Origin of the sequence: Rhizobium subbaraonis, from assembly GCF_900220975.1 — a bacterium.
Taxonomy (GTDB): domain Bacteria; phylum Pseudomonadota; class Alphaproteobacteria; order Rhizobiales; family Rhizobiaceae; genus Mycoplana; species Mycoplana subbaraonis.
On the sequence record NZ_OBQD01000001.1, the window covers coordinates 149,540 to 162,360 of the forward strand.

Below are 12,821 nucleotides of genomic sequence, written 5' to 3' on the forward strand. Positions count from 1 at the left end.
CAGCCATGAAGGCCGCGGCGGCGACGGCGGCGTCCGTGGCCGTTTCCGTGGGCATCGTGTTGCTTCTGGTGCCGCTGCTCGGCGGGCATCCCGACGGGCCGGGCTTCTGGATGAGCGTCCTTTGCCCGCTCGTCATCGCCGGTCCTGCCAGCGCCTGGCAGTTCCAACAGAGCGAGACCATCGCCAGGCAGCGCGACGCGCTGGCGCTCATGCATGTGAAGCTTGAGAGCGCGCACGCGGAACTGAAGGACCTCCATGCCGACCTGCAGGTGAGGGCACGCACGGATACGCTGACAGGCGGGCTGAACCGCGGTGCGTTCTTCGCTAACCTCGATGTGGAAAGCCGGCGCAATGCAGGGCCGGTGGCGATCCTGATTGCCGATGCCGACCACTTCAAGCATGTCAATGACACGTTTGGCCACCTCGTTGGCGACGAAGCGCTGAGACGCATCGGGGCGGCGATATCCCGGGCGATCGGCGAGCGCTGCTGGTGGGGCAGGATCGGCGGCGAGGAGTTCGTCGCCTGTTTGCCGGGGCACGACCGCGCCCAGGCGCTTCAGGTAGCCGAGCGCGTCCGCCGTTCGGTGGCAAGCGCTATTCTCGTATCCGACAACCGCCCGGTGCCGTTGAGCGTGAGCATCGGCGTCGCCTGCGGTCACGGGCCGTTCGAGCCCGTGGACCTCTTCCGGCGGGCGGATGCCGATCTCTACAGCGCCAAGGCCGGTGGTCGCAACCGCATCGTCATCGACGGGCGCGAGGTGAATTCGGCCGCGGCCTGAGGTCGTCCGCCGGCGTCTGCGGCGCGTGGGGCGTGTGATCGCGCGCAACGCATGCCGGTATCCGACACGTCTCAATCTTCTTCGCGGCGGTTCTTGAAGAATTGTCGCAGTATCGCTGCCGCCTCCGTCTCCTGCAGTCCGGAATAGACTTCGGGCACATGATGGCAGGTCGGCTGGGAATAGAAGCGGGCGCCATGATCGACGCCGCCGCCCTTCGGGTCCTCGGCGCCGTAGTAGAGACGGCGGATGCGGGCGAAGGATATCGCAGCGGCGCACATCGTACAGGGCTCGAGCGTCACATAGAGATCGGCGCCGGTCAGGCGTTCCTGTCCCAGCGCGGCCGAGGCCTGTCGGATGGCCTCGATCTCGGCATGGGCGGTGACGTCGTTGTTCTCGCGGGTGCGGTTGCCGCCTCTTCCGACGACGACGCCGTCGATCACGACGATGGCGCCGATCGGCACTTCGCCCCGCTCCGCCGCCGCGCGCGCCTCGATCAGCGCCTCGTCCATGAAGCTATTCGTCATCCGCGCTCAGAATTCCTCTTAACCCCGACGGCCTGACCTGATACGACACGCCAAAACGCTAGGCAAACAACAAATGACATCCAACGACAAGCCAAAACGGCCGGGCGCCAAGCCCTTCGACCGTGATCGCAAGCCCCGTGACGGCGACCGCAAGCCGGGAGGCAAGAAGCCTTTCGCCGCGGGCGCGAAGTCCGGCGGCTTCTCCAAGACCGAACGCGGCCCCGCAAAGGCCGGCGTCAAGAAGGAAGCGCGCGGCGGCACCGGCAAGCCCGAAAAGGCGCGACCGGCACCGGCAGAGCGCGCGTCCGCCGATGCCGCGGCCGCACCCGAACGCATTTCCAAGCTGCTGGCCCGCGCCGGCGTCGCATCGCGCCGCGACGTGGAGCGCATGATCATGGAAGGCCGCGTCAGCGTGAACGGCACCGTGCTCGACACGCCCGTCCTCAACGCCACGTTCGCCGACCTGATCGAGGTCGACGGCCAGCCGATCCGCGGCATCGAGCGCACCCGCCTGTGGCTCTACCACAAGCCCGCAGGCCTGGTGACGACCAATGCCGATCCGGAAGGCCGCCCGACGGTGTTCGAACACCTGCCGGAAGATCTGCCGCGCGTCATGTCGGTCGGCCGCCTCGACATCAACACCGAGGGCCTGCTGCTTCTGACCAATGACGGCGGGCTCGCCCGCGTGCTCGAACTGCCGGCCACCGGCTGGCTGCGCCGCTACCGCGTGCGCGCCCACGGCAAGATCGAGCAGGAAGCGCTCGACAAGCTGAAGGAAGGCATCGCCGTCGACGGCGTGCTCTATGGCGGCATCGAAGCCACGCTCGACAAGGTGCAGGGCTCCAACGTCTGGATCACCATGGGGCTTCGCGAGGGCAAGAACCGCGAAATCAAGAACGTGCTCGGCGCGCTCGGTCTCGACGTGAACCGCCTGATCCGCATTTCCTACGGTCCGTTCCAGCTCGGCGAGTTGCCGGAGGGCCACGCCCAGGAAATCCGTGGCCGCACGCTGCGCGACCAGCTCGGCCCGCGCCTGATCGATGAAGCCAAGGCGAACTTCGAGGCGCCGCTGTTCGACCAGGGCCAGGGTGAGAAGGAAGATAGGCCCGCGCAGGGCGAGCGGTTCGGCCGCGGCGAACGCGAAGCCCGTGGCGAACGCGAAGGCCGCGAATTCCGCGAGAAGGATGGCGACCGCCGCGAAAAGGCGCGCGCCCGTCTCGACACGCGCCGCGATGCCCGCGGCGGCGACCGTTTCGACAATAGAGGCGGCGACAGGCACAGCGGCGACAGGCGCGGCCGCGACGATGACCGCTTCTCCGACCATCCGAAGCGGGAACCGGGCAACCGCCCGCGAAAGTCCAACGTCTGGATGGCGCCCGGTGCCCGTCCCGTCGCCGAGAAGAAGGCGCAGGTAACCGAAGGCGAGGAAACGGCGAAGCGCGAGCCCCGCGCCCGGCCCGAGGGTGCGCCGAAGACGAAGCGCTACGGCCGCAACCGCGACGGCGAGGCTACCCGGACGACCCACAAGTTCGATCCCGACCGCAAGAAGGCACCTGGTCGCGCCGCTGCCGCCCGTCCGGGCGCCGAGCGCGGCGAGCGCAAGGCGCGCGTCCTCGGTTCCGAGGACGGTGGCGACTGGATTCGCGCCAGCGAGCCCGAAAAGCGTTCGCGTGATGAGGGCGGCCGCGGAGGCTTCGGCGGCGACAGGGGTCCCCGCGGTTTCGGCGATCGGCCGCCGCGCGAAGATCGTGGGGGGCGTGAGGACCGTCCGTCACGGGGCAGGTCTTTCTCTTCAGAGCGGTCCTTCGGCGACCGCCCACCCCGCGATCGGTCGGATGACCGGTCCGGCGGCGGTCGAGACGGCGAGCGCGGCTTCGGTGGCAGGCCGGGCGGCAAGTCCTTCGGCGGCAAGCCCTCCTTTGGGAAGTCCGCTGGTGGCAAGCCCGGTGGAAAATCCTTCGGCGGCAAGCCTGGCGGCAGCAGGGCAGGGGGCAAGCCCGGCGGAAAGCCGGGTGGGGGACGCACGGGCGGCGGCAAGCCGCGTGGCCGAGGAAACTGAAGCGTGCGCATTGTCGGGGGCACTTTCCGCGGCCGCGCGCTGGCCACGCCGAAGAGCGACGACATCCGGCCCACGACCGACCGGACGCGGGAAAGCCTGTTCAACATTCTCGGCCACGGCTACGCGGAACATCTCGAGGGCGCGCGCGTCCTCGACCTGTTTGCCGGCACCGGCGCGGTGGGCCTCGAGGCGATTTCGCGCGGTGCCCGCGCGGTGCTGTTCGTTGAGCAGGGCGTGGAGGGGCGCGGCCTGATCCACACCAACATCGAGACCTTCGGTCTGCAGGGCAAGGCCAAGATCTTCCGCCGGGATGCCACAGCGCTCGGCGCAGTCGGCACCATGGAGCCGTTCGACCTTTTGTTTGCCGATCCGCCCTACGGTCGCGGGCTTGGCGAGAAGGCGATGGACGCGGCGGCGAAAGGCGGCTGGATGGTGCCGGGCGCGCTTGCGATCCTGGAAGAGCGCGCCGACGTTACGCCGGCAGCGGTCGAAGGCTACGAGATGCTGGAGGTCCGCACCTTCGGCGACACGCGAATGCACTTTTATCGCTACGTGCCTGCCTGAGGCAGTGCCCGCCCCGGGGGGGCGGTTCGGGCTTGGGGCTGGCATGGCGATCGTGAAGGCTTGCGACATGCGAGGAGGCCCGATGCCGAACGATATCCCTGCTGCTGCAACGACCGCTGCGACGCCCACCGTATCGATTGCCTTCGGCGGCGGCGGCGCGCGCGGTCTGGCGCACATCCACGTCATCGAAGTGCTCGACGAACTCGGCATCCGTCCGCAGCTGATAGCAGGCGCCTCGATCGGGGCTCTCATGGGGGCAGCGATGGCAGCCGGCCTCAGCGGCCGCGAAATCCGCGAGCACACGCTGGCCTCCGTGGGGCAGCCGACCGAGGCGCTTTCCCGGATATGGGGCCTGCGCCCTGCCACCCTTTCTGACATCTGGGCATCCGGGCTGCGCGTCAGCCAGTTCAATCTGGAGCGGATCCTGCGCGCCTTCCTGCATGGCGACATTCCCGACCGCTTCGAGGAACTGCGCATCCCCCTGAAGGTCGTCACCTCGGATTTCTACCAGCAGTGCGAGCACATCTGCGAAAGCGGTGCGCTCTATCCCGCACTCGCCGCCTCCGCAGCACTCCCGGCGGTCTTCCTGCCGGTGCGGATCGACGGGCACGTGCTGATCGACGGCGGGCTCTGGAATCCGGTGCCCTTCGATCATCTGGAAGGGACGGCGGATATCACGATCGGCGTCGACGTCGTCGGCCGGCCGACCGGCGATGACGGCCAGATCCCCAACAGCGTCGACAGCCTTTACGGCGCCAGCCAGTTGACCATGCGTTCGATGATCGCATTGAAGTTGAAGCAGGGCGCCCCGGATATCTTCCTGCGCCCCGAGGTTGGCCGCTTCCGCGTGCTGGATTTCCTGCGGGCGAGGGAAATCCTGGATCATACCGCGGGCGTGCGGGAAGAGCTCAAGCGCGCGCTCGACGAGCAGTTCGAGCGTCACGCACGCGCAAAGGGATAATGCAGAGCCACAGTCGGCTGCTCCTCAGTCGGCGGTGGGCCGCCCGGCCGCCAGCGCCCCGATGCCGCCCTCGTCCTCGTCTTCCTCGACCTGCTCGGTGTGCCTGGGCTTGATCAGTGGTTCCGGCCGTACGGGGCGAACCGGGCGCGAATGCAGCATGTCGCGCCCAGCGGCGAGACCTTCGGCGGCCTGCAGCACCAGCCGCGCCTCGTCGCGGCGGCGAATGTCGTTCATGATCGCCAGCGCTTCCTCGTCGCTCATGCCGAGCGCTTCGAGCGCCTTGCGGCCGAACAAAAGACCGGATTCCAGCGTCTCGCGCACTTCGAAGTCGACGCCGCGCGCCCTGAGCGACAGTGTGTGGATGCGGTCGTAGGAGCGCACGAAAACCCGCGCATTGGGGTATTCCGACTGCACGAGATCGACGATCTTGTCGGTGATGTCAGCCTTGTGCGTGCAGACGGCGACGATCTTGGCGCGCTCGATGCCGGCGGTGCGCAGCACCTCCTTGCGGGTGCCGTCGCCGAAATAGATCCGGAAGCCGAAGCTCGCGGCCTGCCGGATGCGGTCGGCCGAATAGTCGATGACGGTCACGTCGCGGCCGCTGGCCAGAAGGATCTGCGAGGCGATCTGGCCGAAGCGGGAAAAGCCGATCATCAGCACGTCCGAGCCGGCGCCCTCGAAATCCTCCTCGATCTCCTCGCGCGCGTCCTCCGTCATCAGGTAGCGCGAAAGCAGCGAGGCGATCGGCGTCAGCGCCATGGAGACGGTGACGATCACCACCAGCAGCGAGGCGACGGCGGACGAGAAGATGCCGGCAGCCGACGCCGCCGTGAAAAGCACAAAGCCGAACTCGCCGCCCTGCAACAGGAGCAGCGCCACCCGCACGGCGTCGTTGTGCGGTGAGCGGCCGAGGCGGCATATCAGATAGATCACGATCGCCTTGACCAGCATCAGGACGGGAACGGCGATGAGGATGATCTGGTAGTTGCGGAAGACCACGTCGATGTCCAGCGACAGCCCGACCGCCATGAAGAAAAGCGCCAGCAGGATACCGCGGAAGGGCTCGATATCGGCCTCGAGTTCATGGCGGTAGGAGGATTCAGACAGCAGGACGCCGGCCAGGAACGCGCCCATAGCCATCGAAAGGCCGGCATACTGCAGGAGCGTGGCCGAGCCGAGCACGACGAAGAGTGCGGCTGCGATCATCGCCTCGCGGGCGCCGGTGCGCGCGATGATCTGGAACAGCGGATTGAGCACGTAGCGGCCGATCACGAGCATGGACAGGATCGCGGCGATGGCGACGAGGAAGTCCTGAAAGGCCGAGGTGGTGTCCTCGGGAGCCTGCTTGGCGAGAAGCGGAATCAAGGCCAGCAGCGGCACGATCGCCAGGTCCTGGAACAGAAGCAGCGAGAAGGACCGCTGGCCGTATCGCGTGTTGGTTTCGCCCTTCTCGTCGAGGATCTGCAGCGCAAACGCGGTGGAAGACAGCGCCAGCCCGAAGCCGATGATCAGCGCGGCCTGCCACCCCTCGACGCCGAGAAGCAGAGCGAGTGCCGCCAGCGTGATGCCTGTGGCGACCACCTGCAGTGAGCCGAGGCCGAAGATTTCCCGGCGCATCTGCCAGAGGCGGGATGGCTGCAGTTCCAGCCCGATCAGAAACAGCAGGAAGACGATGCCGAGTTCGGCGACCCCCAGGATCTCTTCGCCATCACGGATATAGTTCAGGATCGGGCCGATGACGAGGCCGGCGGCAAGGTAGCCCAGAATCGTCCCGAGCCCGAGCCTCTTGAAGATCGGCGCGGCAAGGACGGCCCCTCCGAGGAGTAGCAATGCTTCGGAGAACAGGGCATGCGTGTTTGCCATGCGAAAGAGGTTCCTTCCGGTATATGTGGATGGCGGAAGGCGAGAATCACTGGCCAGCCCTTGATGCCGCCGTCACTGCACAATAAATGGGGCAGGAATGAAAGGCCAAATCATGTCCGAGACCATCGATTCTGCAAGCCTTCTGGACCGCGCCGGCGAACTGATCGACCGTGCCATAAAGGCGGGTGCGGAGGCTGCCGACGCGGTGGTCGTCCGGGGCCGCTCCAGCTCCGTTTCCGTCCGGCTCGGCAAGGTCGAGGGAACGGAATCCTCCGAGAGCGACGATTTCTCGCTTCGCGTTTTCGTCGGCAGGCGAGTGGCAAGCGTGTCCGCCAATCCCGGTTTCGACCTGCAGCAGCTCGCAGAGCGTGCCGTCGCCATGGCCAAGGCCTCGCCGGAAGATCCCTATGCCTCGCTGGCCGATCCCGAGCGCCTTGCGAAAAGCTGGCCGGATCTCGAATTGTACGACCCGACCGAAGTCGGCGCCGACAGCCTGGCCGAGGCGGCGCTGGCAATGGAAGCCGCAGCCCTCGGCGTGCCGGGCGTCATGAATTCGAGCGGAGCGGGTGCGTCGGCCGGAATGGGCGGCCTTGTGCTCGTCACCTCGCACGGCTTTTCCGGTTCCTACAGCGCCAGCCGTTTCGGCCGCTCCGTCAGCGTTATCGCCGGCGAGGGGACGAAGATGGAGCGCGACTACGATTTCGACAGCCGCCTCTATTTCGCCGACCTGCGTGATCCTGCCGAAATCGGCCGGGCCGCCGGCGAGCGCGTGGTCAAGCGGTTGAACCCGCGCCAGGCGCCGACGGCGAAAAACGTCACCGTCGTCTTCGATCCGCGGATGGCGCGCGGCATCGCCGGCCATATTGCCGGTGCGATCAACGGCGCGTCGGTTGCACGCAAGACGAGCTTCCTGCGCGACAAGATGGGCAAGCAGGTGCTGAAGACCGGTCTTTCCGTTACCGACGATCCGCTGGTGGTGCGCGGCTCCTCCTCGCGCCCCTTCGATGGCGAGGGCATCACCGGCGAGCGCCTTGTCATGATCGAGGACGGCGTGCTGAACCACTGGTTCCTGTCGACATCGACGGCAAACGAGCTCGGCCTTTCCACCAATGGCCGCGGCGTGCGCGGCGGCACGTCCGTCAGCCCGGCGAGCACCAACCTGGCGCTCGAGCCGGGCGGGATTTCGCCCGAGGAGCTGATCCGCTCCGTCGGCACTGGCTTCTACGTGACGGAGCTGATCGGCCAGGGCGTCAACATGGTGACGGGCGAATACAGCCGCGGCGCCACCGGGTTCTGGATCGAGAACGGCGAGCTTGCCTATCCGGTCTCGGAAGTCACGATTGCCTCGAACCTGGTCGACATGTTCATGCGCATTACGCCGGCGAGCGACATCGACCGCAAGTTCGGCGTCGCGGCCCCCACGCTTGCGATCGAAGGCATGACGCTGGCCGGACGCTAGGTTTTCCGCCTCAGGGCGTAAACAGGCGCCAATCCGCGCGTTTCGTCTTGAATAAGCCTTCATTGGCGCTATTCGAGCGTCATCTTATTTCGTGGAGCCCGCAACTTCGCTCCGCTGCAAGGAAACGACAGATGGACGTGGCCGCCGAAAGAGACCAATCGTACTGGGAGGATGACCTGCGCCTCCTGGAGCGCGCCGCGCATGCGGCCGGCGCCAGGGCGATGGAATTCTTCGGCCGGAAGCCGGATGTCTGGTGGAAGAACGAGGGCCGTTCGCCCGTCAGCGCGGCCGATATCGCCGCAAACGACACGCTGAAGGCGATGCTGCTGGCCGCCCGCCCCAATTACGGCTGGCTGTCGGAGGAAACCGACGACGATCCCGCCCGTCTCTCCTGCGAAACCCTTTTCGTCATCGACCCGATCGACGGTACCCGCTCGTTCATCGCCGGGAAGGATGTCTGGTGCGTCAGCGCGGCGGTGGTCCACCGCGGGCGCCCGGTGGCCGGCGTTCTCGTCGCGCCCGCGCTCGGCGAGGTCTATGCGTCCTTTGCCGGCGGTCCGGCGCTGAAGAACGGTGCCGAGATCAGCGTTGCAAACCCGCAGGACGCGCGGGTCTTCAGGCTCGCCGCAGCCGAGGACATGCTCTCGCGGCTCGACCGGGCGCCGCTCGGCGATGTCGAGCGCATGCCGCATGTGGCCTCGCTCGCCTATCGCCTCGCAATGGCCGCCGATGGCCGCATCGACGGGACGCTGGTCAAGACCAACTCCCACGACTGGGACCTGGCGGCGGCGGACCTCATCCTGGCCAATGCCGGCGGCGGCCTCGTGACGCTGGACGGCCAGCCGTTGATCTACAATCGGCCGGACGTTCGCCACGGCATCCTGTGTGCTGCCGGAAGCGACTGGCTCGGAAGGTTGATAAGCTCCACGACCGGCCTTTCCGGGCATTGACCTTTGATCGCGGATGCCGCAAACCCTGTGTGAAAAATATCACTATTGAGAGACGAAGATGACTGAGATCGGTGACGACAGGCAGCGCCTGCACCTTGTATTCGGCGGCGAGCTGACGACCCTCAAGGACGTCCAGTTCCGTGACCTCGACAAGCTCGACATTGTCGGCATCTACCCGGACTACGCCAGCGCGCTTGCGGCCTGGAAGGGCAAGGCGCAGCAGACCGTGGACAACGCGCACATGCGTTACTTCATCGTACACATGCACCGGCTGCTCGACCCGGAAAACGTCTGAAGCCCATTCGGCCTTTCGGCGTCGCCAGACGCCGTGGGCAAACCGATGACCGGAAACCTTCATGAAGTCGTCTAGACGGACCGTTGCTGCCAGGTGGCGCCGATGAGCAGTGCTCTGGCGCGCGTGGCCCTTTCGGCCTATCGCTGGGTCGGATTCGGGCTTTACCCGGTCATGCGCCCCTATCTCGCCATCCGCGCGGCGAAGGGCAAGGAGGAGCGCGGCCGTCGGCGAGAACGTTTCGGTCATGCCAGCGTCGAACGGCCCGCCGGTCCGCTGGTCTGGTTCCATGCGGCGAGCGTCGGCGAGACCAACGCGGTGTCGCCGCTGATCCGGGAGGTCCGCCGGCGCGGCATCAACGTGATCCTGACGACTGGAACCGTGACCTCGGCCCGCGTTGCCCGCGATCGCCTCGGCGACACGGTGATCCACCAATATGTTCCCCTCGACCTGAAGCCGACGATCAGCCGTTTCCTCGATCACTGGCGGCCGGACCTTGCGGTCATGGCCGAATCCGAGATCTGGCCGATGACGATCATCGAGCTCGGCGCGCGCCACATCGCACAGGTGCTTGTCAACGGCCGCATGTCCGACCGCTCGTTCGCGCGCTGGAAGAAGCGCCCGGCAATCGCCGACGCCCTGTTCGAGAAATTTTCGCTGGTCGTCGCCCAGTCCGATGTCGACGCCGAACGCTTCCGTACGCTTGGCGCCCTGCCGGTGCTGGTCACCGGAAACCTCAAGGTCGAAACCGACGCGCCGCCCTACGATCCGGCCACGTTGGACGCATATCTCGGCCAGCTTGGTGACCGCAAGACCTGGGCCGCGATCTCCACCTTCGAGGGAGAGGAGATCGCTGCCGGCGCCGTCCACCGGATGCTTAAGGAGCGCACCGGCCTCCTGACAATCGTCGTGCCGCGGCATCCCGAACGCGGTGACGCGATCGAGGAAGCGCTTGTCGCCAAGGGACTGAAGGTCGCGCGCCGGACACGCAATGATCTGCTGACCGCAGACACCGACATCTTCCTGGGGGATACGATCGGCGAGATGGGACTTTACCTGCGCATGACCGAGATCGCCTTTGTAGGGCGCTCGCTGCTTGGCGAGGGCGGGCAGAACCCGATCGAGCCGGCCATGCTCGGTTGCGCGGTCCTGTCCGGACCGAACGTCCAGAATTTTCGCGACAGCTACCAGCGCCTTGCCAAGAACGGGGGCGCCAAGATGGTCCGCGACGTGGAGATGCTGGCGAAGGGCGTCGGCTATCTTCTCGCCCATGATGACATGCGCCGCCGCATGATCGAGGCCGGTCAGGATACGGTACACGAGATGCGCGGCGCGCTTGCCGACACACTTCGTGGCCTGGAACCCTACCTCAATCCCCTGACGGTGAAGGCGCGGCTGCATCCGCGCGAAACATGACGGACGGAGGCTGCATGACGAAGGCGAACGCCATATCCGGCATCCTGTTCGACAAGGACGGAACGCTGCTCGACTATGCCAAGAGCTGGGTGCCGGTGAACCATGAGCTTGCCCGCATTGCCGCCATGGGCGACGAGGAACTGGCGCGTCGCCTGCTTTTGGCCGGCGGAATGGATCCGGACACCGGCCACGTTGCGCCTGATACGCTTCTGGCGGCGGGCAACACCGTCGAGATCGCCGAAGGCATGGTGGCCGCGGGTTCCCCCATGGCGGTAGCCGAGCTCTCCGTCCTTTTCGACGGCCTCTTCGCCCAGTCGGCCTCCATGGCCGTTGCGGTGACCGACCTCGCCGGCTTCTTCGCTGGCCTCCATGCCAAGGGATACCGGCTCGGCGTTGCCTCCAGCGACAACGAGCAGTCCATTCGCCACACGGCGCGCCGCTTCGGTTTCGAGCAGTATCTTGACTATGTCGCCGGCTACGACAGCGGCTATGGCGTCAAGCCCGAGCCGGGCATGGTGCTGGGCTTCTGTGCAGCGACCGGCCTCGATCCGCACGAGATCGCCGTGGTCGGCGATAACAATCACGACCTGCACATGGGGCGGACCGCCGGTGCCGGGCTGACGGTGGCGGTGCTGACCGGAACCGGTTCGCGGCAGTCGCTGTCGGCGGCGTCGGACTATTGCCTCAACGACATCACCGAACTGCCAGCCCTGCTGCCCGATGGCGGCGCACCGCGCCGTGCTGCGGCCTGAAGCCATTGCATTGCTTCGATTTCCGGGCATTCTTGTCGGCGACATGACCTGCATGGGGATATGCGGGTCTCTGACGTCAGGGGTGTGCCGCCGGCAGGCGGATCGGATCGGGGGACGGCATGGTTTCTGAAGCGCCACCTTTCTGGTGGACGAAGCCGGACTGGCGCGCCTATGCGCTGTGGCCGGTCTCGAGGCTCTACGGCCTGGTGGCCGGTGTCCGGATGCGGCGCGCGCGCCGGGCGGCAGTGCCGGTTCCGATCATTTGCGTCGGCAATTTCACGGTCGGCGGCGCCGGCAAAACGCCAACCTCCATTGCGCTCGCCCGTGCCGCAAAGGCTCGCGGCCTGCGCCCCGGCTTCCTGAGCCGCGGCTATGGCGGCTCGCTCGATGTCATCACGGTGGTCGATCCCGCAAGGCACCGTGCCCGTGACGTCGGCGACGAGCCGCTGCTTCTCGCGAAGGAAGCCCTGACGGTGATCTCGCGGCGCCGCATCGGCGGCGCCCGGAGATTGGTCGAGGAGGGTGTCGACCTGATCATCATGGACGATGGCTTCCAGAGTGCCCGTCTCGTCTTCGACTATGCGCTGCTGGTGGTCGATTCCCGTCGCGGCATCGGCAACGGCTATCTGGTTCCGAGCGGCCCCGTTCGCGCGCCGCTGGCCGAACAGATGCACCAGGCCTCGTCGCTGCTGGTGATCGGCGACGGCAACGCAGCCGACGCCCTGATCCGGCAGGCCGCCCGGCGCGGCAAGCCGGTGAACACCGCGCTCCTCGCAACGCTCGATGTCTCCGACCTTGCCGGCAAGGCCGTCATGGCCTGGTCCGGGCTTGCCGACAACGAAAAATTCTTCCGCACCGTCGAGGGGACGGGCGCCACCCTCTACGCGACGCGCAGCTTTGCGGACCATCATCATCTGAGCGAAGACGAGGTGGAGGAACTCCTCGACCATGCCGACGCGCACGACTACACGATCGTGACGACGGCGAAGGACAGCGCCCGTCTCGCCGGCGAGCATGGGCGCGCGGCCGAACTGAGGGAACGGAGCCGGGTGATCGAGGTCGAAATCCGCTTCGACGATCCGAGGGCGCCGGACAAGATCATCGACGCGGCACTTGCGTCGGCGCGCAAACGCAGGCTGCAGGAGAAAAAGACCGGCTGACGCAGCGCGGTCGGAGGCCTTGGAATTCTGGCTCGAGGCGAG

12 protein-coding genes are annotated in these 12,821 nt (G+C 66.8%); 10 read left to right on the plus strand and 2 right to left on the minus strand.

Annotation, left to right across the window (positions count from 1 at the left end; translation table 11 throughout):
* The first annotated feature begins 5 nt into the window (after positions 1–5).
* Positions 6–779, plus strand: a complete 774-nt coding sequence (locus CRO48_RS00640) for a GGDEF domain-containing protein (protein WP_097135431.1) — start codon at positions 6–8, stop codon at positions 777–779.
* 71 nt (positions 780–850) lie between these two features.
* Here CRO48_RS00640 and CRO48_RS00645 read toward each other — a convergent pair whose 3' ends face one another.
* Positions 851–1,303: a nucleoside deaminase gene (locus tag CRO48_RS00645; RefSeq protein WP_245423371.1), complete on the minus strand. Its 453-nt coding sequence runs from the start codon at positions 1,301–1,303 to the stop codon at positions 851–853.
* Positions 1,304–1,376: 73 nt separating this feature from the next.
* On the opposite strand from CRO48_RS00645, the gene CRO48_RS00650 reads away from it, so the two are divergent.
* The 3 genes from CRO48_RS00650 to CRO48_RS00660 all read left to right on the plus strand — a co-directional run bounded on the left by CRO48_RS00650 (position 1,377) and on the right by CRO48_RS00660 (position 4,887).
* On the plus strand, positions 1,377–3,362 hold the full coding sequence (locus CRO48_RS00650; RefSeq protein ID WP_097135433.1) for a pseudouridine synthase: 1,986 nt from the start codon (positions 1,377–1,379) through the stop codon (positions 3,360–3,362).
* 3 nt (positions 3,363–3,365) lie between these two features.
* On the plus strand, positions 3,366–3,926 hold the full coding sequence (rsmD, locus tag CRO48_RS00655) for a 16S rRNA (guanine(966)-N(2))-methyltransferase RsmD (protein WP_097135435.1): 561 nt from the start codon (positions 3,366–3,368) through the stop codon (positions 3,924–3,926).
* An 82-nt stretch (positions 3,927–4,008) separates the two neighbouring features.
* The gene (locus tag CRO48_RS00660) at positions 4,009–4,887 is read left to right on the plus strand and encodes a patatin-like phospholipase family protein (protein WP_097135436.1); all 879 of its coding nucleotides are present in this window, start codon (positions 4,009–4,011) and stop codon (positions 4,885–4,887) included.
* 24 nt (positions 4,888–4,911) lie between these two features.
* Here CRO48_RS00660 and CRO48_RS00665 read toward each other — a convergent pair whose 3' ends face one another.
* The gene (locus tag CRO48_RS00665) at positions 4,912–6,750 is read right to left on the minus strand and encodes a monovalent cation:proton antiporter-2 (CPA2) family protein (RefSeq protein ID WP_097135438.1); all 1,839 of its coding nucleotides are present in this window, start codon (positions 6,748–6,750) and stop codon (positions 4,912–4,914) included.
* 112 nt (positions 6,751–6,862) lie between these two features.
* On the opposite strand from CRO48_RS00665, the gene CRO48_RS00670 reads away from it, so the two are divergent.
* From CRO48_RS00670 to lpxK, 6 genes are all read left to right on the plus strand, one after another.
* Complete coding sequence (locus tag CRO48_RS00670) at positions 6,863–8,209, plus strand: TldD/PmbA family protein (RefSeq protein ID WP_097135440.1); 1,347 nt, start codon at positions 6,863–6,865, stop codon at positions 8,207–8,209.
* 131 nt (positions 8,210–8,340) lie between these two features.
* Positions 8,341–9,159: a 3'(2'),5'-bisphosphate nucleotidase CysQ gene (locus CRO48_RS00675; protein ID WP_097135442.1), complete on the plus strand. Its 819-nt coding sequence runs from the start codon at positions 8,341–8,343 to the stop codon at positions 9,157–9,159.
* A gap of 58 nt (positions 9,160–9,217) precedes the next feature.
* Positions 9,218–9,454, plus strand: coding sequence for a DUF4170 domain-containing protein (locus CRO48_RS00680; RefSeq protein ID WP_097135444.1), 237 nt, complete (start codon positions 9,218–9,220; stop codon positions 9,452–9,454).
* Between the two features lie 102 nt (positions 9,455–9,556).
* Complete coding sequence (gene waaA, locus CRO48_RS00685; RefSeq protein WP_097135446.1) at positions 9,557–10,867, plus strand: lipid IV(A) 3-deoxy-D-manno-octulosonic acid transferase; 1,311 nt, start codon at positions 9,557–9,559, stop codon at positions 10,865–10,867.
* 14 nt (positions 10,868–10,881) lie between these two features.
* Complete coding sequence (locus tag CRO48_RS00690; protein ID WP_097136041.1) at positions 10,882–11,619, plus strand: HAD family hydrolase; 738 nt, start codon at positions 10,882–10,884, stop codon at positions 11,617–11,619.
* 119 nt (positions 11,620–11,738) lie between these two features.
* Positions 11,739–12,779 (plus strand): tetraacyldisaccharide 4'-kinase, encoded by a 1,041-nt coding sequence (lpxK, locus tag CRO48_RS00695; RefSeq protein ID WP_097135449.1) that lies wholly within the window; start codon positions 11,739–11,741, stop codon positions 12,777–12,779.
* The last annotated feature ends 42 nt before the right edge of the window (positions 12,780–12,821 follow it).

What these genes read in the sequence shown, in the direction of transcription:
- CRO48_RS00640 (WP_097135431.1), top strand. Translation starts at nt 6, where the DNA reads ATGAAGGCCGCGGCGGCGACGGCGGCGTCCGTGGCCGTTTCCGTGGGC.
- CRO48_RS00645 (WP_245423371.1), bottom strand. Translation starts at nt 1,303, where the DNA reads ATGACGAATAGCTTCATGGACGAGGCGCTGATCGAGGCGCGCGCGGCG.
- CRO48_RS00650 (WP_097135433.1), top strand. Translation starts at nt 1,377, where the DNA reads ATGACATCCAACGACAAGCCAAAACGGCCGGGCGCCAAGCCCTTCGAC.
- CRO48_RS00660 (WP_097135436.1), top strand. Translation starts at nt 4,009, where the DNA reads ATGCCGAACGATATCCCTGCTGCTGCAACGACCGCTGCGACGCCCACC.
- CRO48_RS00665 (WP_097135438.1), bottom strand. Translation starts at nt 6,750, where the DNA reads ATGGCAAACACGCATGCCCTGTTCTCCGAAGCATTGCTACTCCTCGGA.
- CRO48_RS00670 (WP_097135440.1), top strand. Translation starts at nt 6,863, where the DNA reads ATGTCCGAGACCATCGATTCTGCAAGCCTTCTGGACCGCGCCGGCGAA.
- CRO48_RS00675 (WP_097135442.1), top strand. Translation starts at nt 8,341, where the DNA reads ATGGACGTGGCCGCCGAAAGAGACCAATCGTACTGGGAGGATGACCTG.
- CRO48_RS00680 (WP_097135444.1), top strand. Translation starts at nt 9,218, where the DNA reads ATGACTGAGATCGGTGACGACAGGCAGCGCCTGCACCTTGTATTCGGC.
- waaA (WP_097135446.1), top strand. Translation starts at nt 9,557, where the DNA reads ATGAGCAGTGCTCTGGCGCGCGTGGCCCTTTCGGCCTATCGCTGGGTC.
- CRO48_RS00690 (WP_097136041.1), top strand. Translation starts at nt 10,882, where the DNA reads ATGACGAAGGCGAACGCCATATCCGGCATCCTGTTCGACAAGGACGGA.
- lpxK (WP_097135449.1), top strand. Translation starts at nt 11,739, where the DNA reads ATGGTTTCTGAAGCGCCACCTTTCTGGTGGACGAAGCCGGACTGGCGC.